The organism is Streptomyces sp. NPDC087787 (assembly GCF_044743035.1).
GTDB lineage: Bacteria > Actinomycetota > Actinomycetes > Streptomycetales > Streptomycetaceae > Streptomyces.
The window spans coordinates 82,598-104,224 of record NZ_JBIUVQ010000004.1; the positions used below are offsets into that span (position 1 = coordinate 82,598).

Sequence of the window (21,627 nt, forward strand, 5' to 3'; positions counted from 1 at the left end):
GGGGCTGCGCCGGCGTCGTCCGAGAACAGTTTATCGGTCGCGCTCGGCCGCCGGCCCACCTGTCTCGCCTCTCGGGAGTGCTGTGACCTGCGGCACGGGCATTGTGCCGAAGCCCGGCGACCTTGACCAGAGCCGCCACGCGCCGGGCTTCGAAGTTCGGCGGGGCCGTACGGGCCGGGGGCGCTCAGCCGAGCCGGGCGGCCACCAGGTCCCACACGGTCTCGGCCAGGGCCTCCTTCGGTCCGTGCGGCACGGGTGTCTCGACGCCGTCGGCGGCCAGCACCACGGCCTCGTTGTCCTCCGCGCCGAAGGTCCTGCGCTCCCCCACCTCGTTGACCACGAGCAGGTCGCAGCCCTTGCGGGCGAGCTTCTTGCGCCCGTTGGCGAGGACGTCGTCGGTCTCGGCGGCGAATCCCACGATCACCTGTCCGGGCCGCGCCCGTTCGGCTGATATCTCGGCGAGGATGTCCGGATTCCGCACCAGCGCGACGGGCTCGGGGTCCTCGCCGTCCTTTTTCTTGATCTTGCCGGTCGCGTAGGCCGCCGGACGGAAGTCGGCGACCGCGGCGGCCATGACCACCGCGTCGGCGTCCGCGGCGGCCTTCAGCACGGCCTCCCGCAACTGCACGGCCGTACCGACCCGGACGAGGTCCACGCCCGCCGGGTCCGGCAGGGCGGTGTTGGCGGCGACGAGCGTGACCCGGGCGCCGCGGGCCGCCGCCGTCCGGGCGAGGGCGTAGCCCTGCTTGCCGGAGGAGCGGTTGCCCAGGAAGCGGACGGGGTCGAGGGGCTCGCGGGTGCCGCCGGCGCTGACGACGACGTGCCGTCCGGCGAGGTCGGGCTCGCTCGCGCCCCGGGCCAGCACACGGCGGCAGACCTCGAAGATCTCCGCAGGTTCCGGCAGCCGGCCCTTGCCGGTGTCGACGCCGGTCAGCCGGCCGACCGCCGGTTCGATGACGACGGCGCCGCGGCGGCGCAGCGTCGCCACGTTGGCCTGGGTGGCCGGGTGCTCCCACATCTCGGTGTGCATCGCGGGGGCGAAGACCACCGGGCAGCGGGCGGTGAGCAGGGTGTTGGTCAGCAGGTCGTCGGCGAGGCCGTGGGCGGCCCTGGCGAGCATGTCGGCGGTGGCGGGGGCGACGACCACCAGGTCGGCCTGCTGCCCGATGCGCACGTGCGGGACCTCGTGGACGTCGTCCCAGACCTCGGTGGAGACGCGGTGGCCGGACAGGGCCGACCAGGTCGCGGCGCCGACGAAGTGCAGCGCGGAGGCGGTCGGCACCACGCGCACGTCGTGACCGGACTCGGTCAGCCTGCGCAGCAGCTCGCACGCCTTGTAGGCGGCGATGCCGCCACCGACCCCCAGAACGACCTTGGGCTTGCTCACCGGGCCTCCCCTCACTCGACACACGTACGCCGCGGCTCGTCGGCGTACGCGTCCATGCTGCATCATCGCGGGATCGGCTCCCGCACCCCCCGAGCACACCACAGGCCCGGCAGTCGCGCTGCCGGGCCTGTGGAAAAACCTGCCGCGATCTTCAGATATGAAGAACCGCGGGGACTGCTGGCGGACTACTGACCCGGGCCCTCGACGGCCTCGGACGTCAGCAGACCCGCGTTGATCTCGCGCAGCGCGATGGAGAGCGGCTTCTCGTGGACGTGGGTGTCGACGAGCGGACCGACGTACTCGAGGAGGCCCTCGCCGAGCTGCGAGTAGTACGCGTTGATCTGGCGGGCCCGCTTGGCCGCGTAGATCACGAGGCTGTACTTCGAGTCGGTGGCCTCGAGGAGCTCGTCGATCGGCGGGTTGATGATGCCCTCGGGCGCGGAGATGGAAGAGGACACGCTCTACCTTCCGATGGATGGGAAAGAATCAGTCGGTGCGACCGTCACGTTCACTGTCACGATCACACAACGTCCATCAAGGCTAGCAGCTCGCGAGCCACGTCCTCGACGGAGGTGTTGACCAGGGTCTCGTCGAACTCCGGTTCGGCCGCGAGTTCGATCTTCGCCGCCTCCAGCCGCCGCTCGATGACCTCGGGCGGCTCGGTCCCCCGCCCGGTGAGCCTGCGCACGAGCTCCTCCCAGGAGGGCGGAGCGAGGAACACCAGCCGGCCCTCGGGCATGGACTCACGGACCTGCCGGGCGCCCTGGAGGTCGATCTCCAACAGCACCGGCACGCCGGCCTCCAGGTGCTCCAGCACGGCGGCGCGCGGGGTGCCGTAGCGGTTGCCCGCGAACTCGGCCCATTCCAGCAGCTCGCCGTTGGCGATCATCTTGTCCATCTCGTCGTCGGTGACGAAGAAGTAGTGGACGCCGTGCTGCTCACCGGGGCGGGGCTTGCGGGTCGTCGCCGACACCGACAGCCAGACCTCGGGGTGTTCCTTGCGCATATGGGCGACGACCGTGCTCTTGCCGACCCCGGAGGGGCCGGAGAGCACGGTCAGCCGCGGACGTGCGTCCGGGGGTACGGGGGTCGCGCCCCGGGGTGTTACAGCCATGCGGCGATTATTCCAGCAATCGCGCAGTGCCCGGGACTCCTGTCCGGAGCCGCCGGAATCAGGAGCCGGTGCTGCCGAACTCGCGCTCCAGGGAGGCGATCTGGTTGGACCCGAGGCCGCGCACGCGGCGGCTCTCGGAGATGCCGAGCCGCTCCATGATCTGCTTGGCGCGGACCTTGCCCACGCCCGGCAGGGACTCAAGGAGCGCGGAGACCTTCATCTTGCCGATGACGTCGTTCTCCTGGCCCTGCTTGATGACCTCGTGCAGAGAGGCGCCGGAGTGCTTGAGTCGATTCTTGACCTCGGCCCGCTCCCGGCGAGCCGCGGCGGCCTTTTCGAGCGCGGCTGCGCGCTGTTCAGGGGTTAGGGGCGGAAGAGCCACGCCTACGTCACCTCGGATGTCGAACTGTCGGATACGGACCGGTGAGGAACCTAGTCGCCCCACACCTGGGGAGCCACGAGCAACACGCTTGCCCGTTCTCCCCCACTACCTTGAGGGCGTGGGAGGCGCCCCCACTCGACGGAGACTAGCGGTCCAGTCCGCCGGAGTCAGCGAGAACAGCGGAAAAGTCCTGGTCAGCCTCCGCCAGGCCGGGCATTTAGGACATAATGCCCCGGATTTGAGGATGTATCCAGGCTGAGGCGCGACCCGGACCGCCCGCCGGGGCACTCAGCCGCCGGTCACCGCGTTCCTGATCTCCTCCGCGAAGCGCTGCGCGGCGCCGCGCAGCGCACCCACCTCGGGACCGTGACGCAGAACACCCCGGCTGACGCTCGGGACCACGTTGCGCACGGCGGGGCCGAACACCCGGGGAAGGTCGGCCGGCGTCGCTCCCTGCGCGCCGATCCCGGGCGCGAGCAGCGGCCCGCCCATGTCCAGGTCGTACGACGACAGATCGCCCAGCGTGGCTCCCACCACCGCGCCGAAGGAGCCGAGCGGAGCCTGCCCCGCGTTCTCCTCGGCGAGGTGCGCCAGTACGGTCGCGGCGACGCTGCGGCCGTCGGGCCGCACCGCGTGCTGGACCTCGGCGCCCTCCGGGTTGGAGGTCAGCGCCAGCACGAACAGGCCCGCGCCGCTCTCCCGGGCAAGGTCGACCGCGGGCCTCAGCGACCCGTAGCCGAGGTACGGCGAGACCGTGAGCGCGTCCGAGAACAGGGGCGCGTCCTCGCGCAGGAACGACTCGGCGTAGGCGGCCATGGTGGAGCCGATGTCACCGCGCTTGGCGTCCATGACGACCAGCGCGCCGGCCGCCCTGGCCTCCTCGACCGACTTCTCCAGCACGGCGAGACCGCGCGAGCCGAAACGCTCGTAGAAGGCGCTCTGCGGCTTCAGGGCGGCCACCCGGCCGGCCAGCGCCTCCACCACGGTGCGGCTGAACCGCTCCAGACCGGCCACGTCGTCGTTCAGGCCCCACTCGGCGAGCAGGGAGGCGTGCGGGTCGATGCCGACGCACAGCGGGCCGCGCTCGTCCATGGCACGGCGCAGCCGCGCGCCGAAGGGTTCCAACGGGCTCATGCCGTCTCCCCCGCCTTCCTCACATCGGCGCCGACCGCGTCGGCGAGCGTGGCGTACGGGCTGGTCCGCAGGCGTGCGGCGAGCCCCTTGTGGATCGCACGGCTCCAGAAGGGCCCCTGGTAGACGAAGGCGCTGTAGCCCTGGACCAGGGTGGCGCCGGCCAGGATGCGCTGCCAGACGTCCTCGGCGTTCTCGATGCCGCCGACGCCGACCAGCGTGATGCGGTCGCCCACGCGCGCGTAGAGGCGGCGCAGCACCTGGAGTGAGCGCGCCTTCAGCGGCGCGCCCGAGAGCCCGCCGGTCTCCTTCACCAGCGAGGGCGCGGACGCCAGCCCGAGTCCCTCGCGCGCGATGGTGGTGTTGGTGGCGATGATCCCGTCCAGGACCAGTTCCACGGCGAGGTCGGCGACCGCGTCGACGTCCTCGTCGGCGAGGTCCGGCGCGATCTTCACCAGGAGCGGCACCCGGCGCCCGGGCACGACCCGGTCGGCGGCCTCGCGCACGGCGGCCAGGAGCGGACGCAGCGCCTCGGTGGCCTGGAGGTCGCGCAGTCCGGGAGTGTTCGGCGAGGAGACGTTGACGACCAGGTAGTCGGCGTACGGGGCCAGCCGCTCGGCGGACTTCACGTAGTCGCCGACGGCCTCCTCCTCCGGGACGACCTTGGTCTTGCCGATGTTGACGCCCACGACGGTCCTGAACACGGGCGTGCGCGAGGCGAGGCGCGCGGCGACGGCGAGCGAGCCGTCGTTGTTGAAGCCCATGCGGTTGATCAGCGCGCGGTCCTTGACCAGCCGGAACAGCCGCTTCTTCGGGTTGCCGGGCTGCGGCTCGCCCGTGACCGTGCCGATCTCGACGTGGTCGAAGCCGAGCATCGACATCCCGTCGATCGCCACGGCGTTCTTGTCGAAGCCGGCGGCGAGGCCGAAGGGGCCGTGCATCCGCAGCCCGAGGGCCTCGGTGCGCAGTTCCTCGTGGCGGGGGGCGAGGGCGGCGGCGGCGAACGTGCGCAGCACCGGGACGCGGGCGGCGAGCCGGATCCAGCGGAAGGCCAGGTGGTGCGCCTGTTCCGGGTCCATCCGCTGGAAGAACAGACGGAAGAAAAGCTTGTACATCACTGAGTCACTGAGTCCTCGGGTGTCCTCGGGGCCTCATGGGTCCCCCTGGTGCTCGTGAAGAGGGGGACACCGTTTCCGGTGTCCCCCTCGGGGCCGCTAGTCGCGGGTCGCGGTCAGGAATCCCGCGTGTTCCTGGAGGGAACGGACACCCACCTCGCCCCGGTGCAGGGCGTCGATGCCCTGCACCGCCGCGGCGAGCGCCTGGACCGTCGTCAGGCACGGCACGGAGCGTGCCACGGCCGCGGTGCGGATCTCGTAGCCGTCCAGACGGCCGCCGGTGCCGTACGGGGTGTTGACGATGAGGTCGACCTCGCCGTCGTGGATGAGCTGGACGATGGTCCGCTCGCCGTTCGGCCCGCTGCCCTGGGACTGCTTGCGCACCACCGTGGCGTTGATGCCGTTGCGCTTGAGCACCTCGGCGGTGCCGGAGGTGGCGAGCAGTTCGAAGCCGTGGGCGACCAGCTCACGGGCCGGGAAGATCATCGACCGCTTGTCCCGGTTGGCGACCGAGATGAAGGCGCGCCCCTTGGTCGGCAGCGGTCCGTAGGCCCCGGCCTGCGACTTGGCGTACGCGGTGCCGAAGACGGAGTCGATGCCCATGACCTCGCCGGTGGAGCGCATCTCGGGGCCGAGGACGGTGTCCACGCCGCGTCCCGAGGTGTCCCGGAAGCGGCTCCAGGGCAGCACGGCCTCCTTGACGGAGATCGGCGCGTCCAGCGGCAGTGTGCCGCCGTCGCCGTTCTTCGGCAGCAGCCCCTCGTCGCGCAGCTCGGCGATGGTCGCGCCCAGCGAGATCCGGGCGGCGGCCTTGGCCAACGGCACCGCGGTCGCCTTGGAGGTGAAGGGGACCGTACGGGACGCGCGCGGGTTGGCCTCCAGGACGTAGAGGATGTCGCCGGACAGCGCGAACTGGATGTTGATCAGGCCGCGCACCCCGACACCGCGGGCGATGGCCTCGGTGGAGGCCCGCAGCCGCTTGATGTCGTACCCGCCGAGCGTGATGGGAGGCAGCGCGCACGCCGAGTCGCCGGAGTGGATGCCGGCCTCCTCGATGTGCTCCATGACGCCGCCGAGGTACAGCTCCTCGCCGTCGTAGAGGGCGTCGACGTCGATCTCTATGGCGTCGTCGAGGAACCGGTCGACAAGCACCGGACGGGAGGGGCTGATCTCGGTCGACTCGGCGATGTACGTCTCCAGGCGCGCCTCGTCGTACACGATCTCCATGCCGCGGCCGCCCAGGACGTAGGACGGGCGGACCAGGACCGGGTAGCCGATCTCGTCGGCGATGGTCTTGGCCTGGGCGAAGGTGGTGGCGGTGCCGTGCTTGGGGGCGGGCAGGCCCGCCTCGGCCAGCACCTGTCCGAAGGCGCCCCGGTCCTCGGCGGCGTGGATCGCCTCGGGCGGGGTGCCGACGATCGGCACGCCGTTGTCCTTCAGCGCCTGCGCCAGGCCCAGCGGGGTCTGGCCGCCGAGCTGGACGACGACACCGGCGACCGGGCCGGCCTGCCGCTCCGCGTGGACGACCTCCAGGACGTCCTCCAGGGTGAGCGGCTCGAAGTACAGCCGGTCGGAGGTGTCGTAGTCGGTGGAGACGGTCTCCGGGTTGCAGTTGACCATCACGGTCTCGTACCCGGCGTCGTGCAGCGCGAAGGAGGCGTGGACGCAGGAGTAGTCGAACTCGATGCCCTGGCCGATGCGGTTGGGGCCGGAGCCCAGGATGATCACCGCGGGCTTCTCGCGCGGGGCGACCTCGTTCTCCTCGTCGTAGGAGGAGTAGAAGTACGGCGTCCTCGCGGCGAACTCGGCGGCGCAGGTGTCGACGGTCTTGTAGACCGGGCGGATGCCGAGGGCGTGCCGCACCTCGCGGACCACGTCCTCGCGCAGGCCGCGGATCTCGCCGATCTGCTGGTCGGAGAAGCCGTGCCGCTTGGCCTCGGCCAGCAGTTCCGCGGTCAGCTCGGGCGCCTCGGCCAGCTCGTCGGCGATCTCCTTGATCAGGAACAGCTGGTCGACGAACCACGGGTCGATCTTCGTGGCGTCGAAGACCTCCTCGGGCGTGGCGCCCGCGCGGATGGCCTGCATCACCGCGTTGATCCGGCCGTCGGTCGGGCGGACCGCCTCGCGCAGCATCTCGTGCTTGTCGCCGTGGTCGCCGGTGAACGTGAACCGGCTGCCCTTCTTCTCCAGCGAGCGCAGGGCCTTCTGGAGGGCCTCGGTGAAGTTGCGGCCGATGGCCATCGCCTCGCCGACCGACTTCATGGTCGTGGTCAGCGTGGAGTCGGCCTGCGGGAACTTCTCGAAGGCGAACCGGGGCGCCTTGACGACCACGTAGTCGAGGGTCGGCTCGAAGGAGGCCGGGGTCTCCTGCGTGATGTCGTTGGGGATCTCGTCGAGGGTGTAGCCGACGGCGAGCTTGGCGGCGATCTTGGCGATGGGGAAGCCGGTCGCCTTGGAGGCGAGCGCCGAGGAGCGCGACACGCGCGGGTTCATCTCGATGACGATGACCCGGCCGTCCTCGGGGTTCACCGCGAACTGGATGTTGCAGCCGCCGGTGTCGACGCCGACCTCGCGGATGACGGCGATGCCGATGTCCCGCAGGATCTGGTACTCGCGGTCGGTGAGCGTCATCGCCGGGGCGACGGTGATGGAGTCGCCGGTGTGCACGCCCATCGGGTCGAAGTTCTCGATGGAGCAGACGACCACGACGTTGTCGTGCTTGTCGCGCATCAGCTCCAGCTCGTACTCCTTCCAGCCGAGGATGGACTCCTCGAGGAGCACCTCGGTGGTCGGGGAGAGCGTGAGGCCGGTGCCCGCGATGCGGCGCAGCTCGTCCTCGTCGTGGGCGAAGCCGGAGCCGGCGCCGCCCATGGTGAACGAGGGGCGGACCACGACCGGGTAGCCGCCGAGCTCGTCGACGCCGGCCAGGACCTCGTCCATGGTGTGGCAGATCACCGAGCGGGCGGACTCGCCGTGCCCGGTCTTCCGGCGGACGGCCTCCACGACCGCCTTGAACTGGTCGCGGTCCTCGCCCTTGTGGATGGCCTCGACGTTGGCGCCGATCAGCTCGACGCCGTACTTCTCCAGGACACCGTTGTCGTGCAGCGCGATGGCGGTGTTGAGCGCGGTCTGGCCGCCCAGGGTGGGCAGCAGGGCGTCGGGGCGCTCCTTGGCGATGATCTTCTCGACGAAGTCCGGGGTGATCGGCTCGACGTAGGTGGCGTCGGCGATCTCCGGGTCGGTCATGATCGTCGCGGGGTTGGAGTTGACCAGGAGGACCCGGAGGCCCTCGGCCTTCAGGACCCGGCACGCCTGGGTGCCGGAGTAGTCGAACTCGGCGGCCTGGCCGATGACGATCGGGCCGGAGCCGATGACCAGGACGGACTGGATATCGGTGCGCTTAGGCACGCTGGCCCTCCATCAGGACTGTGCTCATCAAAGACGTGAAGCGGTCGAACAGGTAGGTGGCGTCGTGGGGTCCCGCGGCCGCTTCGGGGTGGTACTGGACGCTGAAGGCCGGCTTGTCGAGCAGCTGGAGGCCTTCCACCACGTTGTCATTGAGGCAGACATGGGAGACCTCGACACGGCCGAAGGGGGTGTCGGAGACCCGGTCGATGGGGGCGTCGACGGCGAATCCGTGGTTGTGCGCGGTGACCTCGACCTTGCCGGTCGTACGGTCCTGCACCGGCTGGTTGATGCCGCGGTGGCCGTACTTCAGCTTGTAGGTGCCGAAGCCGAGGGCGCGGCCGAGGATCTGGTTGCCGAAGCAGATGCCGAACAGCGGCGTGCCGCGCTCCAGGACGCCCCGCATGACGGAGACGGCGTGGTCGGCGGTGGCCGGGTCGCCGGGGCCGTTGGAGAAGAACACTCCGTCGGGCCCGACCGCGTAGACGTCCTCGACCGTGGCCGTGGCGGGCAGCACATGCACCTCGATGCCGCGTTCGGCCATGCGGTGCGGGGTCATGCCCTTGATGCCGAGGTCGACGGCGGCGACGGTGAACTTCTTGTCGCCGATCGCGGGGACGACGTACGCCTCCTCGGTGGCCACCTCGGCGGACAGGTCCGCGCCCTCCATCCGGGGGGACTCGAGGACCCGGGCCAGCAGCGTGGCGTCGTCCTGGACGGCCTCCCCGCTGAAGACGCCGACGCGCATGGCGCCGCGCTCGCGCAGGTGGCGGGTGAGGGCGCGGGTGTCGATGCCGCTGATGCCGACGACGCCCTGCGCGGCGAGCTCCTCGTCCAGGGTGCGCCGGGCACGCCAGTTGGAGGGCCGGCGGGCGGGGTCGCGCACGACGTAGCCCGAGACCCAGATCCGCTTCGACTCGGGGTCCTCGTCGTTGACGCCGGTGTTGCCGACGTGCGGCGCCGTCATGACGACGACCTGGCGGTGGTACGACGGGTCGGTGAGGGTCTCCTGGTAGCCGGTCATGCCGGTGGAGAACACGGCCTCGCCGAACGTCTCCCCCACGGCCCCGTAGGCACGGCCGCGGAAGATCCGGCCGTCCTCGAGGACGAGTACGGCGGGAACCGCCCTGTGCCTCTGCGAGGCGGTCCCCTGGCTGGAGGTGGTCATCGTTCGGCGCCTTCCGTGGTGTTCTTCTCGATCATGGAGTTGAGGGCCTCGACCCACTCGGTGTGCTCGGCCGCCCGGTCGGAGCGGAACCCGGAGTCGATCAGCCGGTCGCCGTGCTCCCAGGTCACGACGAGCAGACCGCCCTCGGTGAGCACCTTGCCGGCGATGCCCTTGTCGAGCCGGGCCCCGCGCAGCCGCGCGGCCGGCACGAAGAAGTCGGCCGCTCCGGGGCGCACCACGTCCAGGCCCGCGTCGGTCAGGGTCAGCTCGGCCCGGCTGCGGGTGCCCAGGCCACGCGCCACGATGCGGTCCAGCCACTGTCCGGCGGTGGTGGAGCCGTGGTAGCGGCCGGTCATCGTCAGGGCCGCCGGGCCGGGCTCCCCGGGCGCGTCCGGCAGCTCGGGCAGGTCGCCCTGCAGGGTGGCGCGCCACTTCCAGCCCTCGCGCATCAGCCAGTAGACGAGGGCGATGAACATGAGCAGGCCGACCAGCCAGCCGACGCGGGCGGCCCAGTCGGTGACCGCGGCCGATTTCCCTTCCGCGGCGATGTCGGTCGCGATCCCGGCCGCGAGCAGAGGTGCAGGTGTCACGTGAGCTTCCCGTCGACGAGCGTGGCCTTGCCCCGGAGCCACGTGTGGGTGACACGGCCCGGCAGCTCGCGTCCCTCGTAGGGCGTGTTCCGGCTGCGCGAGGCGAAGCCCGCGGGGTCCACCTGCCCACGGTATGCCGTGTCGACCAGCGTGAGGTTGGCGGGCTCACCTGCCGAGACGGGGCGGCCGTGGCCGGTGGCCCGTCCGATCCGGGCCGGCGCGAAGGACATGCGGTCCGCGACGCCCGCCCAGTCCAGCAGGCCGGTGTCGACCATGGTCTCCTGGACCACCGACAGGGCGGTCTCCAGGCCGACCATGCCCATGGCGGCCGCGGCCCACTCGCAGTCCTTGTCCTCGTGCGGGTGCGGGGCGTGGTCGGTGGCGACGATGTCGATCGTGCCGTCGGCGAGTGCCTCGCGCAGGGCGCGCACGTCCCGCTCGGTGCGCAGCGGCGGGTTGACCTTGTAGACCGGGTTGTAGGTGCGCACCAGCTCGTCGGTGAGGAGCAGGTGGTGCGGGGTGACCTCGGCGGTGACCTGGATGCCGCGGGACTTGGCCCAGCGGACGATCTCGACGCTGCCCGCGGTCGACAGGTGGCAGATGTGGACTCGGGAGCCGACGTGCTCGGCGAGCAGGACGTCCCGGGCGATGACCGACTCCTCGGCGACGGCGGGCCAGCCGCCGAGACCCAGCTCGGCGGAGACGACGCCCTCGTTCATCTGGGCGCCCTCGGTCAGCCGCGGCTCCTGGGCGTGCTGGGCGACGAGGCCGCCGAAGGCCTTCACGTACTCCAGCGCGCGGCGCATGATCACCGCGTCGTCGACGCACTTGCCGTCGTCGGAGAAGACGGTGACCCCGGCGGCCGACTCGTGCATGGCGCCGAGTTCGGCGAGCTTCCTGCCCTCCAGGCCGACCGTGACGGCGCCGATTGGCTGCACGTCGCAGTAGCCGTGCTCCCGGCCCAGACGCCAGACCTGCTCGACGACGCCGGCGGTGTCGGCCACCGGGAAGGTGTTGGCCATGGCGAACACGGCGGTGTAGCCGCCGGAGGCGGCCGCGCGGGTGCCGGTCAGGACGGTCTCGGAGTCCTCGCGGCCCGGTTCGCGCAGGTGGGTGTGCAGGTCGACCAGGCCCGGCAGCAGCACCTTGCCGTCGGCCTCGACGATCTCGGCGCCCTCGGCGGACAGCCCGGTGCCGACCGCCTCGACGGCCTCGCCGTCGATCAGGACGTCCTGCGGCGCGCCGCCGAGCACCTTGGCACCTCGGATCAGGATCTTGCTCATGTGTCTTACTTCTCCTCGGTGGTGCGGGCTTGAAGGGCGGGCTCGTTGCCGCCGAGCAGCAGGTACAGCACGGCCATGCGGATGGAGACGCCGTTGGTGACCTGCTCGACGGCGGTGCAGCGGTCGGAGTCGGCGACCTCGGCGGTGATCTCCATGCCGCGGACCATCGGGCCGGGGTGCATCACGATGGCGTGCTCGGGCATCCTCGCCATCCGTTCGCCGTCCAGGCCGTAGCGCCGCGCGTACTCGCGCTCGGTCGGGAAGAAGGCGGCGTTCATCCGCTCGCGCTGCACGCGGAGCATCATCACCGCGTCGGACTTGGGCAGGGTGGCGTCGAGGTCGTAGGAGACCTCGCAGGGCCAGGCCTCGACGCCGACCGGCAGCAGGGTCGGCGGGGCGACCAGGGTGACGTCGGCGCCGAGAGTGTGCAGCAGGTCGACGTTGGACCGGGCCACCCGGCTGTGCAGCACGTCGCCCACGAGGGTGACGCGCCTGCCGGACAGGTCCTGGCCGAGGCCCGCGTCCCGGCCGACCAGCCGGCGGCGCACGGTGAAGGCGTCGAGCAGGGCCTGGGTGGGGTGCTGGTGGGTTCCGTCGCCCGCGTTGATGACGGCGGCGTCGATCCAGCCGGAGTTGGCCAGCCGGTACGGGGCCCCGGAGGCGCCGTGCCGGATGACCACGGCGTCGACGCCCATGGCCTCCAGGGTCTGGGCGGTGTCCTTCAGGGACTCGCCCTTGGACACCGAGGATCCCTTGGCGGTGAAGTTGATGACGTCCGCGGACAGCCGCTTCTCCGCGGCCTCGAAGGAGATCCGGGTGCGGGTGGAGTCCTCGAAGAAGAGGTTGACGACGGTGCGGCCGCGCAGGGTCGGCAGCTTTTTGATCGGCCGGTCGGCGACCCGGGCCATCTCCTCGGCGGTGTCGAGGATCAGGACGGCGTCGTCACGGGTGAGGTCGGCGGCCGAGATGAGATGACGCTGCATCTGTCAGGCTCCGTAAGGCGGTTCATTCGGGAGAACGGGAGAAAAGGGGCAGACTGGCGCGTGCGAGGGCACACGCGCGGGGCGTACGGCGATGCGTACGCGCGCGCGTTACGGGTGTTCGCCCTGGGCGGCCGGCGTGGCGCCGAGCAGCACGGTGTCGCGACCGTCCTCCTCGGCGAGCAGGACCTTGACCGTCTCCCGCAGCGACGTGGGGAGGTTCTTGCCGACGTAGTCGGCGCGGATCGGCAGTTCACGGTGGCCGCGGTCGACGAGGACGGCGAGCTGCACCGCGCGCGGGCGCCCGATGTCGTTCAGGGCGTCGAGGGCGGCGCGGATCGTGCGGCCGGAGAAGAGGACGTCGTCGACGAGGACGACCAGGCGGCCGTCGATGCCGTCACCGGGGATCTCGGTGCGGGCCAGCGCACGCGGAGGCTGCATGCGCAGGTCGTCGCGGTACATGGTGATGTCGAGCGATCCGTGCGGGACCTTGCGCTCGGTGATCTGCTCGAGCTTGGCGGCGAGCCGCTCGGCGAGGAAGACGCCCCGGGTCGGAATGCCGAGGAGCACCACGTCGTCGGCACCCTTGGCGCGCTCGACGATCTCGTGGGCGATGCGGGTCAGTACCCGCGCGATGTCGGGGCCCTCGAGAACGGGCCGGGCTTCGGACGCTTGCGCGTCGGCGTGCGTGTCCATACGAAACGGACCTCCTTCTCCGCCTCACGGGACGGACCTTAAAGGACGTCGGAATTGCGCCATACACGCTACCAGGTGCCGGAGACCTCTCCACTCACCCCCTTGGCGCAACCGGCCCCGGCCACCCGGAAGCGGCGGCCCGGACCATTCGGCTTGACGCAGCAGAGTAACGCTGCGTAACCTCACAGTGAGTTACCAGCCGCGCGGTGCGGCAGCGAGGCCGGCCGCGTCGACACAGTGTCCGGGGAGCCATATGTCCAGCGAATACGCCAAACAGCTCGGGGCCAAGCTCCGGGCGATCCGCACCCAGCAGGGCCTTTCCCTCCACGGTGTCGAGGAGAAGAGCCAGGGACGCTGGAAGGCGGTCGTGGTCGGTTCGTACGAGCGCGGCGACCGTGCCGTGACCGTGCAGCGCCTCGCCGAGTTGGCGGACTTCTACGGGGTCCCCGTGCAGGAACTGCTGCCGGGCACCACCCCGGGCGGCGCCGCCGAGCCCCCGCCGAAGCTGGTCCTCGACCTGGAGCGGCTGGCCACGGTGCCGGCCGAGAAGGCGGGCCCCCTCCAGCGGTACGCGGCCACGATCCAGTCGCAGCGCGGTGACTACAACGGCAAGGTGCTCTCCATCCGCCAGGACGACCTGCGCACACTCGCCGTCATCTACGACCAGTCGCCCTCGGTCCTGACCGAACAGCTGATCAGCTGGGGCGTGCTGGACGCGGACGCGCGCCGCGCGGTGGCGTCCCACGAGGAGGGCTGACCGCTCGTCCTGTTCAGCAGAAACGTGCCGCCGGGGTGGCCAGAACCTTCTGGTTCCGGCCACCCCGGCGGCTTTTCCGTGGCCCTGAAGGGACGGGCGCGGACCTGCCTGAGCGGGCCGTTCAGACGGCCGGGGGGCCGGGGGCACGCACGGACGCCGAGAGGCCCGCAGCAGTCGTGCTGCGGGCCCCTGCGAGTCCGTCCGGCGCCGGCCTGTGCGGGGCCGGCTCCTTCTACACCTGATCGCGGCGGAGGGAGGGCTTGAGCTCCTTCAGACGGCCGAGCAGGCCGTTGACGAACGAGGGCGACTCGTCCGTGGAGAACTCCTTCGCCAGCTGCACCATCTCGTCCAGCACCACGGCGTCCGGGGTCTCGTCGGCCCAGATCAGCTCGTACGCGCCGAGCCGCAGGATGTTGCGGTCGACGACCGGCATGCGGTCCAGCGTCCAGCCGACCGCGTACTGCGCGATCAGCTCGTCGATCCGGGTCGCGTGCTCCGCGTAGCCCTCGACGAGCTGCATCGTGTACTCGCTCACCGGTGGCTGCCGGGTGTCGCTCCGGGAGAGCCGGATCCAGTCGGCGAGGACCGTCAGGACGTCGGCGTCGCGCTGGTCGCCCTCGAAGAGGATCTGGAAGGCGCGCTTGCGGGCCGTGTTGCGGGCAGCCACGGTTAGCTGTTCACCCGGCCGAGGTAGTCGCTCGTGCGGGTGTCGACCTTGATCTTCTCACCGGTGGTGATGAAGAGCGGGACCTGGATCTGGTGACCGGTCTCCAGGGTGGCGGGCTTGGTGCCACCGGTGGAGCGGTCGCCCTGGACGCCCGGCTCGGTCTCGGCGACCGTCAGCTCGACGGCGGCGGGCAGCTCGACGAAGAGCACCTCGCCCTCGTGCTGGGCGACGGTGGCCTCGAAACCCTCGATCAGGAAGTTGGCGGTGTCGCCGACGACCTTGCGGTCGATGTGGAGCTGGTCGTAGGTCTCCATGTCCATGAAGACGAAGTAGTCGCCGTCCATGTAGGAGAACTGCATGTCACGCTTGTCGACGGTGGCCGTTTCGACCTTGACGCCGGCGTTGAACGTCTTGTCGACGGTCTTGCCGGAGAGCACGTTCTTGAGCTTGGTGCGCACGAAGGCCGGGCCCTTGCCGGGCTTGACGTGCTGGAACTCGACGACGGACCACAGCTGGCCGCCGTCGAGCTTGAGCACCATGCCGTTCTTGAGGTCGTTCGTGGAAGCCACGGTTGCGGAATCTCCTGGACTGACGTACGACCCGGGGGCAGGCGCACAGCGCGAGGCTAGAGCGCGAGGAGCTCCTTGGTCGTGATGGTGAGTAGCTCGGGTCCGCCGTCCGCCTCGGGGCGTACGACGAGCGTGTCATCGATCCGGACACCGCCCCGGCCCGGGAGGTGGACCCCGGGTTCGACAGTGACCGGCACGCAAGCGTCCAGTTTACCCATGGCCGAAGGGGCCAGCTGCGGGTCCTCGTCGATTTCGAGTCCGACACCGTGTCCGGTGAGGGGTTGAAGGCTCTCGGTGAACCCGGCCGAATCCAGTACCTGGCGTGCGGCGCGGTCGACTTCGCGGTACGCGGCGCCGGGGGCCAGGGCCTCCCGTCCGGCGCGCTGGGCTGCGAAGACGAGGTCGTAGAGCTGGATCTGCCAGTCCGCGGGAGACGTTCCGATCACGAAAGTGCGGCCGATCTCGCAGCGGTAGCCGCGGTAGGCGGCGCCCAGGCACACGGTCAGGAAGTCACCCTCCTCGACCCGCCGGTCGGTGGGCCGGTGGCCGCGGCGGCCGGAGTTCGGACCGGTGGCCACGGAGGTGGGGAACGCGGGTCCGTCGGCGCCGTGGTCGACGAGCCGCCGCTCCAGCTCCAGGGCGAGATGGCGCTCGGTGCGGCCGACCAGGATGGATTCCAGCAGCTCGCCGAGGGCCTGGTCGGCGATCTCGGCACCGATCCTCAGACAGGAGATCTCCTCCTCGTCCTTGACGACTCTGAGCTGCTCGACGGCGCCGCCCAGATCGGCCAGGCGCAGCCGGCCCGCCACCGAGCCGAGGGCACGGTGGCGGGCCACCGTGAGGTGGTGCTCCTCCACGGCGAGCGAGTCGGCGCCCTGGGCCCGCGCGTGGTCGGCGGCGGCGACGGCCGGGTCGCCGCCGGGGGGTTGGGGCAGGACCTGCACCCGCAGTGCCTCGTCGGGGCGGCCCTCGTAGGGCCGGTCGTCCGGCGGGCTCTGGCACACCAGCAGGTCCTCGCGACTTCCGAGAAGCAGGACGGCACCCTGCGGGGCGGCCCCCGCGAGATACCGCACATTGGCGGGACGAGTCACCAGCGCCGCCGCGCTGCCGCCCGCGTTGCAGCGCTCCCTCAGCCGGGTCCGGCGGGCCGCGTACACCTCTGACATGAACCGAGCGTAAGAGTCATGGCTCAATATCGCCGTTCGAGAGGTCCGAGTGGGTCTGCCGGATCCCGGCCGCGGCCCGTCCCGGCCCGCTCGGGGCTGCCGGGCGCGGCCGCGTCCTACCAGTTCGGGGGGCTTGCGATGGCCCGGGACAGGACCTCGTCCAGGACGCGGGCCGTGGCCGGGACGTCGAGCTGGGAGTTGTCGATGATGGGCAGCCCGGAGCCGTACCAGCCGGCCATGCGGCCGTGGATGCGGGCGACTTCCTCGTCGGTCAGTCGGCGGTTGCCGGAGCGCTCGGCGTTGCGCTCCAGGACGATGTCGAGGCCGGGCAGCAGCACGACCGGGAGCAGGCCGGGGCCGACATGGCGCTTCCAGCCGCCGAGTCCGACCACCGGGCGGTCGGGGAAGACGGCGTCGTCGAGGATGCACGAGATGCCGTTGGCGAGGAAGTTGCGGGCGGCGAAGCCGCAGGTGCGGCGGGCGAGCCGGTACTGGGCCTCGGAGTGGTCGTTCCATCCCGACTGCGGGTCGGCGAAGCCGGAGCGGACCCACTCGCGGACGTCGTCGAGGCTGATGTGCGCGGTGGGCACGCGGCGGTGGTCGGCCCAGTACTTGGCGACGCTCGTCTTGCCCGCCCCCGCCGGCCCGATCAACAGCACCGCCAGCGTGGTGGCCGACGGATCGGGCGCACTCTGAGCGGGTGGCGCACTGGGCATCCCGACGGGTCCCCCGGGCGGCAGCCGGACATGCCCGGTCCCGTCCGGCACGGGCGCAACCCCGGACGGCACCCCGGGCGGCGGCACGGCGGGAGCCGGCTGTCGGGGAACCTGGGGGTGCGGCACGGAGGGGGGCGGTCCCTGGGAATGCGAGGCTTGGGGATGCGGCGCGGAGGGGGGCGGGCCCTGCGGGCGCGGGCCCTGGACATGCGGCGCCACTCGGGGCGGGCCCTGCGGGCGCGGGCCCTGGACATGCGGCGCCACTGGGGGCGGGCCCTGCGGGCGCGGGTTCTGGACATGCGGAGCCGACGGATGCGGACCCTGAGGGTGCTGACTCAGGGAAGGCGGCGCAGCGGAGGACGGAGCCTCGGGACGCGGGTTCTGGACACGCGGTCCCGGCGGTTGCGGTGCCGCCGCGGGTGGGCCCTGAAGGCGCGGGCTCTCGGCATGCGGAGCCGACGAAGGCGGACCCTGAAGGCGCGGGTTCTGGGCATGTGGAGCAGACGAAGGCGGACCCTGAAGGTGCGGGTTCTGGGCATGCGGAGCAGACGGATGCGCGACCGGTGTGTGCGGTGCCGATGCGGTTGGGCCCTGGAGGTGCCGACTCTGGGAAGGCGGGCCCGGCGGCTGGTGGTTCGGGGGACCGGGGTAGCCCTGGGGCCGTGCGGCGGGCGGGCCCTGGGGGGCGTTCGGGTGCCGCGGGTCCGGGTGTTGCGCGGCCGGCGCCCAGCCGGCGGCCGGTCCGTGCCCCGGCTGGTGGGGCGGCGGCAGCGGTGAACCCACTGCGTCCTGCATCCGGTGCGACTCCGTCTCGTACGGGGCAAATGGCGCCGACGGCGGGCCCGAGCCCGCCGCCTACCGAACGGTACCGTCCTCGGCCGCCATTTGGTGAACGGCCGGGCACGGTCCGACGTGCCCGGCGCGACAGGCGGAGCGGGGCGGATCCGGCGCGGTGGTACTTACTGTCCGACCTCGCCGTACGCGCCGAGCAGCACGGCCGGGTCGGGTCCCTCCAGGACGGTGGGCTTGGCGAGGCCGTCCAGGACGATGAAGCGCAACAGGTCGCCGCGGGACTTCTTGTCGACCTTCATCGTCTCCAGCAGCTTGGGCCACTGGTCGTAGCGGTAGTGCAGCGGCAGGCCCACCGATTCCAGGACCGTGCGGTGGCGGTCGGCCGTGGCGTCGTCCAACCGCCCGGCCAGGCGACCGAGTTCGGCGGCGAAGTGCATGCCGACGGCGACCGCCGCGCCGTGCCGCCACTTGTACCGCTCGTTCTTCTCGATCGCGTGGCCCAGGGTGTGGCCGTAGTTGAGGATCTCCCGCAGGCCCGACTCCTTCAGGTCGGCGGAGACGACCTCCGCCTTGACCCTGATGGACCGCTCGATGAGTTCGGCGGTGTGCGGGCCGGCCGGGGTCCGGGCGGCCTCGGGATCGGACTCGATCAGGTCCAGGATCACCGGGTCGGCGATGAAGCCGGCCTTGATGACCTCCGCGAGCCCGGAGACGTAGTCGTTGACCGGGAGGGAGTCCAGCGCCGCCAGGTCGCACAGCACGCCCGCGGGCGGGTGGAAGGCGCCCACGAGGTTCTTGCCCTCGGCGGTGTTGATGCCGGTCTTGCCGCCTACGGCCGCGTCCACCATCGCCAGCACGGTGGTCGGGACGGCGATCCAGCGCACGCCGCGCAGCCAGGTCGCGGCCACGAATCCGGCCAGGTCGGTGGTGGCGCCGCCGCCCACGCCCACGATGACGTCGGTGCGGGTGAACCCGCACTGGCCCAGCGCCTTCCAGCAGTAGGCGGCGACCTCCGCGGTCTTGGCCTCCTCCGCGTTCGGCACCTGGATGGCGACGGCCTCGTAGCCCTGCTCGGCCAGGTCGGCGCGGAGCGCGTCCCCGGTCTCGGCGAGTGCCTCGGGGTGGATCACGGCGACCCTTTGAACAGGGCCTGGGCGCGAAGCGCCTCCCTTGAGGGTGGCGGTGGGCGACGGGTGGGCCTTCTCACCGACCAGACCCGTGAGTTCGCCGAGGAGCTGACGGCCGACCAGCACGTCGTACGCCTCGGTGCCGGCCGTGCCGGCGATGTGGATCCGCGTGACCGGCTCGCTCATGCTTCCTTCAACTCCAGTGCGTCCAGGGCGGCTTGGGTGACCTCTTCGGGGCTGCGCCCATCGGTCGGCACGACCGCGGTGGCCACCTCCTCGTACAGGTGCCGCCGGGCCTCCATCAGCTCGCGCCACTGCTTGCGCGGGTTCACGGCGAGCAGCGGGCGGGCCACGTTCAGGCCGGTGCGCCGGACGGCCTCCTCGACGTCCATCGACAGGTACAGGACCGGCAGCGAGGAGATCAGCGCCCGCGTGTCCGAATCCAGGATCGCGCCACCGCCGAGGGCCAGTACGCCGTCGTGCTCGGCGAGCGCCCGGCGCACCGCATCCTTCTCCGCGGCGCGGAAGAACGGCTCGCCCTCGTCGACGAAGATCTCGGCGATGCTGCGGCCCTGCTCCGCGACGATGTCGTCGTCGACGTCCCGGTAGGCGAGCCCGAGGCGGTCGGCCAGCATCCGCCCGACGGTGGACTTGCCGACGCCCATGGGCCCGACCAGGACGACGACCGGTTCGGCGCTCACCGGATCGCCAGGTTCTCGAGGTAGGACCGCACGTTCCGGCGGGTCTCCGGCACGCTGTCGCCGCCGAACTTCTCCGCGACGGCGTCGGCGAGGACGAGGGCCACCATGGCCTCGGCCACGATGCCGGCGGCCGGCACCGCGCACACGTCGGAGCGCTGGTGGTGGGCCTGCGCGGCCTCGCCGGTGGCCACGTCCACGGTCCGCAGGGCCCGCGGCACGGTCGCGATCGGCTTCATCGCGGCCCGCACCCGCAGCAGCTCACCCGTGGTCAGGCCGCCCTCGGTGCCGCCGGAGCGGCCCGTGGCACGCCGGATGCCCTCGTCGGTGGTGACGATCTCGTCGTGCGCCTTGGAGCCGGGCACCCGCGCCAGGTCGAAGCCGTCGCCGACCTCGACGCCCTTGATCGCCTGGATGCCCATGAGCGCGGCCGCGAGCCGGGCGTCCAGCCTCCGGTCCCAGTGCACGTGGGAGCCGAGGCCCACCGGCACGCCGTAGGCCAGCACCTCCACCACGCCGCCGAGCGTGTCGCCGTCCTTGTGGGCCTGGTCGATCTCCGCGACCATCGCCTTGGAGGCGTCGGCGTCCAGGCAGCGCACCGGGTCCGCGTCCAGCTTCTCCACGTCCGCCGGGGTCGGGTACACGCCGTAGGGCGCCTTGGCCGCGGCCAGCTCGACGACATGGCTGACGATCTCGATGCCGGCCGTCTCCTTCAGGTACGACCGGGCCACGGCGCCCAGCGCCACCCGGGCCGCGGTCTCCCGCGCGGAGGCCCGCTCCAGCACCGGCCGGGCCTCGTCGAAGCCGTATTTCTGCATGCCCGCGAGATCGGCGTGTCCGGGCCGGGGCCGGGTCAGCGGCGCGTTGCGCGCCACCTCGGCCAGCTCCGCCGGATCCACCGGGTCGGCGGCCATGACCTTCTCCCACTTGGGCCACTCGGTGTTGCCCACCATGATCGCCAGCGGCGAGCCCAGGGTGAGGCCGTGCCGGACGCCGCCGAGGAAGGTGACCTCGTCCCGCTCGAACTTCATCCGGGCGCCGCGCCCATAGCCCAGACGCCGCCGTGCGAGGTGGTCCGCCACCATCTCCGTGGTGACGGGCACGCCGGCGGGAAGGCCCTCCAGCGTGGCGACGAGTGCGGGTCCGTGGGACTCCCCCGCGGTCAGCCAGCGCAACCTGCTCAACGGTGCTCCTCATGCTCGCGCCTGGAACTGCGACGACGCGACCGGGTGCGCGGCCCTGGCCCGCCACCTCCGATCCTCCCACGTCCGGCAACCGGGCCCTGTCACCAGTCCATCTGACGGACGGGCCCGGTGACCGGCGAGCACGAGTCCGCCGGCCCTCCGCGTCAGCCGCAGTTCGCGAAGGCGCTGGTGTGGTACCAGTCACGAATGCTGGATGCGCCGATCTCCTCGTAGTGAGCCCAGAACCGCACGCACTTGCCGGGCGCGTAGAGATACACGGGACCCGCGTAGTACTTGTAGTCCTTGTCGTCCTTGTGCCACACGTCGCCCTCGGCCTGGATTCCGGCACCGAGGCCGGTGGCCGTGCCGTAGTAGGCCCCGGAGTTCTCGTGCTTGACGGTGACAACGCAGTTGTTCTTCGTCGAGGAGCTGTAGAGCTGGTAGACGGTGACGTTCTGCCCCAACCCCATGGTGTAGCTGTGCTGCACGTAATAGCTCGAACCGCAGGCGGCCACCGCCCGCTCCGCGGGTGTCGCCGCGTGGGCCACACCGGACCCGGCCAGCAACATCCCGAAAGCTGCCGCCATCAGAGCACAGACACGACTGACCGACTTACGCATGGCTCTCCCCTCACCGGTGTCCCTCGACACCGCCGAGTGGGAATGTAGCCGCGCAAGATCGTCTTCTGACAGGCTCTGCA

At 71.5% G+C, this 21,627-nt stretch carries 21 protein-coding genes; 1 reads left to right on the plus strand and 20 read right to left on the minus strand.

Annotated features, from left to right (window positions below):
* Positions 1 to 184 precede the first annotated feature (184 nt).
* From coaBC to pyrR, 12 genes are all read right to left on the minus strand, one after another.
* Complete coding sequence (gene coaBC, locus ACIOWN_RS08230) at positions 185 to 1,387, minus strand: bifunctional phosphopantothenoylcysteine decarboxylase/phosphopantothenate--cysteine ligase CoaBC (protein WP_362347117.1); 1,203 nt, start codon at positions 1,385 to 1,387, stop codon at positions 185 to 187.
* Between the two features lie 185 nt (positions 1,388 to 1,572).
* A complete protein-coding gene (gene rpoZ, locus ACIOWN_RS08235) occupies positions 1,573 to 1,845 on the minus strand; it encodes a DNA-directed RNA polymerase subunit omega (RefSeq protein WP_004933985.1) in 273 nt (90 codons plus the stop codon).
* A 62-nt stretch (positions 1,846 to 1,907) separates the two neighbouring features.
* On the minus strand, positions 1,908 to 2,501 hold the full coding sequence (gene gmk / locus ACIOWN_RS08240; protein WP_362347115.1) for a guanylate kinase: 594 nt from the start codon (positions 2,499 to 2,501) through the stop codon (positions 1,908 to 1,910).
* A 58-nt stretch (positions 2,502 to 2,559) separates the two neighbouring features.
* Complete coding sequence (locus ACIOWN_RS08245) at positions 2,560 to 2,883, minus strand: integration host factor (RefSeq protein ID WP_003977346.1); 324 nt, start codon at positions 2,881 to 2,883, stop codon at positions 2,560 to 2,562.
* A gap of 288 nt (positions 2,884 to 3,171) precedes the next feature.
* Positions 3,172 to 4,017, minus strand: coding sequence for an orotidine-5'-phosphate decarboxylase (gene pyrF, locus ACIOWN_RS08250; protein ID WP_362347113.1), 846 nt, complete (start codon positions 4,015 to 4,017; stop codon positions 3,172 to 3,174).
* Positions 4,014 to 5,129 (minus strand): quinone-dependent dihydroorotate dehydrogenase, encoded by a 1,116-nt coding sequence (locus tag ACIOWN_RS08255; RefSeq protein WP_401981384.1) that lies wholly within the window; start codon positions 5,127 to 5,129, stop codon positions 4,014 to 4,016. Before ACIOWN_RS08255 ends, pyrF begins: the two co-directional genes overlap by 4 nt.
* A gap of 99 nt (positions 5,130 to 5,228) precedes the next feature.
* Positions 5,229 to 8,537 carry a carbamoyl-phosphate synthase large subunit gene (carB, locus tag ACIOWN_RS08260; protein WP_362347110.1) on the minus strand — a complete coding sequence of 1,103 codons (3,309 nt, stop codon included), beginning with the start codon at positions 8,535 to 8,537 and terminating at the stop codon, positions 5,229 to 5,231.
* Positions 8,530 to 9,702 carry a glutamine-hydrolyzing carbamoyl-phosphate synthase small subunit gene (carA, locus tag ACIOWN_RS08265; RefSeq protein WP_401981150.1) on the minus strand — a complete coding sequence of 391 codons (1,173 nt, stop codon included), beginning with the start codon at positions 9,700 to 9,702 and terminating at the stop codon, positions 8,530 to 8,532. Before carA ends, carB begins: the two co-directional genes overlap by 8 nt.
* Positions 9,699 to 10,292, minus strand: a complete 594-nt coding sequence (locus ACIOWN_RS08270; RefSeq protein ID WP_362347106.1) for a hypothetical protein — start codon at positions 10,290 to 10,292, stop codon at positions 9,699 to 9,701. Before ACIOWN_RS08270 ends, carA begins: the two co-directional genes overlap by 4 nt.
* On the minus strand, positions 10,289 to 11,575 hold the full coding sequence (locus ACIOWN_RS08275) for a dihydroorotase (RefSeq protein ID WP_362347104.1): 1,287 nt from the start codon (positions 11,573 to 11,575) through the stop codon (positions 10,289 to 10,291). The genes ACIOWN_RS08270 and ACIOWN_RS08275 overlap by 4 nt, the downstream gene beginning before the upstream one ends.
* Positions 11,576 to 11,580: 5 nt before the next feature.
* Complete coding sequence (locus ACIOWN_RS08280; protein WP_362347102.1) at positions 11,581 to 12,558, minus strand: aspartate carbamoyltransferase catalytic subunit; 978 nt, start codon at positions 12,556 to 12,558, stop codon at positions 11,581 to 11,583.
* A gap of 108 nt (positions 12,559 to 12,666) precedes the next feature.
* Positions 12,667 to 13,251, minus strand: a complete 585-nt coding sequence (pyrR, locus tag ACIOWN_RS08285) for a bifunctional pyr operon transcriptional regulator/uracil phosphoribosyltransferase PyrR (RefSeq protein WP_362347100.1) — start codon at positions 13,249 to 13,251, stop codon at positions 12,667 to 12,669.
* A 253-nt stretch (positions 13,252 to 13,504) separates the two neighbouring features.
* On the opposite strand from pyrR, the gene bldD reads away from it, so the two are divergent.
* Positions 13,505 to 14,008, plus strand: coding sequence for a transcriptional regulator BldD (bldD, locus tag ACIOWN_RS08290; protein WP_030166512.1), 504 nt, complete (start codon positions 13,505 to 13,507; stop codon positions 14,006 to 14,008).
* 232 nt (positions 14,009 to 14,240) lie between these two features.
* Here bldD and nusB read toward each other — a convergent pair whose 3' ends face one another.
* From nusB to ACIOWN_RS08330, 8 genes are all read right to left on the minus strand, one after another.
* Positions 14,241 to 14,675 (minus strand): transcription antitermination factor NusB, encoded by a 435-nt coding sequence (gene nusB / locus ACIOWN_RS08295; protein ID WP_362347098.1) that lies wholly within the window; start codon positions 14,673 to 14,675, stop codon positions 14,241 to 14,243.
* Positions 14,676 to 14,677: 2 nt separating this feature from the next.
* The gene (gene efp, locus ACIOWN_RS08300; protein WP_141362778.1) at positions 14,678 to 15,244 is read right to left on the minus strand and encodes an elongation factor P; all 567 of its coding nucleotides are present in this window, start codon (positions 15,242 to 15,244) and stop codon (positions 14,678 to 14,680) included.
* Positions 15,245 to 15,300: 56 nt separating this feature from the next.
* Positions 15,301 to 16,410 carry an aminopeptidase P family protein gene (locus ACIOWN_RS08305; protein WP_362347096.1) on the minus strand — a complete coding sequence of 370 codons (1,110 nt, stop codon included), beginning with the start codon at positions 16,408 to 16,410 and terminating at the stop codon, positions 15,301 to 15,303.
* 116 nt (positions 16,411 to 16,526) lie between these two features.
* Positions 16,527 to 17,390, minus strand: coding sequence for an AAA family ATPase (locus ACIOWN_RS08310; RefSeq protein ID WP_401981155.1), 864 nt, complete (start codon positions 17,388 to 17,390; stop codon positions 16,527 to 16,529).
* A 695-nt stretch (positions 17,391 to 18,085) separates the two neighbouring features.
* Positions 18,086 to 19,231 carry a 3-dehydroquinate synthase gene (gene aroB, locus ACIOWN_RS08315; RefSeq protein WP_362347093.1) on the minus strand — a complete coding sequence of 382 codons (1,146 nt, stop codon included), beginning with the start codon at positions 19,229 to 19,231 and terminating at the stop codon, positions 18,086 to 18,088.
* A complete protein-coding gene (locus ACIOWN_RS08320; protein ID WP_401981158.1) occupies positions 19,228 to 19,746 on the minus strand; it encodes a shikimate kinase in 519 nt (172 codons plus the stop codon). The genes aroB and ACIOWN_RS08320 overlap by 4 nt, the downstream gene beginning before the upstream one ends.
* Positions 19,743 to 20,927, minus strand: a complete 1,185-nt coding sequence (gene aroC / locus ACIOWN_RS08325; protein ID WP_100567875.1) for a chorismate synthase — start codon at positions 20,925 to 20,927, stop codon at positions 19,743 to 19,745. The genes ACIOWN_RS08320 and aroC overlap by 4 nt, the downstream gene beginning before the upstream one ends.
* Positions 20,928 to 21,091: 164 nt before the next feature.
* Positions 21,092 to 21,514 carry a serine/threonine protein kinase gene (locus ACIOWN_RS08330; RefSeq protein ID WP_401981160.1) on the minus strand — a complete coding sequence of 141 codons (423 nt, stop codon included), beginning with the start codon at positions 21,512 to 21,514 and terminating at the stop codon, positions 21,092 to 21,094.
* Between the last annotated feature and the right edge of the window lie 113 nt (positions 21,515 to 21,627).

Bases quoted from the DNA above. Each gene is read 5' to 3' on its own strand.
- gmk (WP_362347115.1), bottom strand. From the start codon at position 2,501: ATGGCTGTAACACCCCGGGGCGCGACCCCCGTACCCCCGGACGCACGT.
- pyrF (WP_362347113.1), bottom strand. From the start codon at position 4,017: ATGAGCCCGTTGGAACCCTTCGGCGCGCGGCTGCGCCGTGCCATGGAC.
- ACIOWN_RS08255 (WP_401981384.1), bottom strand. From the start codon at position 5,129: ATGTACAAGCTTTTCTTCCGTCTGTTCTTCCAGCGGATGGACCCGGAA.
- carA (WP_401981150.1), bottom strand. From the start codon at position 9,702: ATGACCACCTCCAGCCAGGGGACCGCCTCGCAGAGGCACAGGGCGGTT.
- ACIOWN_RS08275 (WP_362347104.1), bottom strand. From the start codon at position 11,575: ATGAGCAAGATCCTGATCCGAGGTGCCAAGGTGCTCGGCGGCGCGCCG.
- ACIOWN_RS08280 (WP_362347102.1), bottom strand. From the start codon at position 12,558: ATGCAGCGTCATCTCATCTCGGCCGCCGACCTCACCCGTGACGACGCC.
- pyrR (WP_362347100.1), bottom strand. From the start codon at position 13,251: ATGGACACGCACGCCGACGCGCAAGCGTCCGAAGCCCGGCCCGTTCTC.
- bldD (WP_030166512.1), top strand. From the start codon at position 13,505: ATGTCCAGCGAATACGCCAAACAGCTCGGGGCCAAGCTCCGGGCGATC.
- ACIOWN_RS08305 (WP_362347096.1), bottom strand. From the start codon at position 16,410: ATGTCAGAGGTGTACGCGGCCCGCCGGACCCGGCTGAGGGAGCGCTGC.
- aroB (WP_362347093.1), bottom strand. From the start codon at position 19,231: ATGAGCGAGCCGGTCACGCGGATCCACATCGCCGGCACGGCCGGCACC.
- ACIOWN_RS08330 (WP_401981160.1), bottom strand. From the start codon at position 21,514: ATGGCGGCAGCTTTCGGGATGTTGCTGGCCGGGTCCGGTGTGGCCCAC.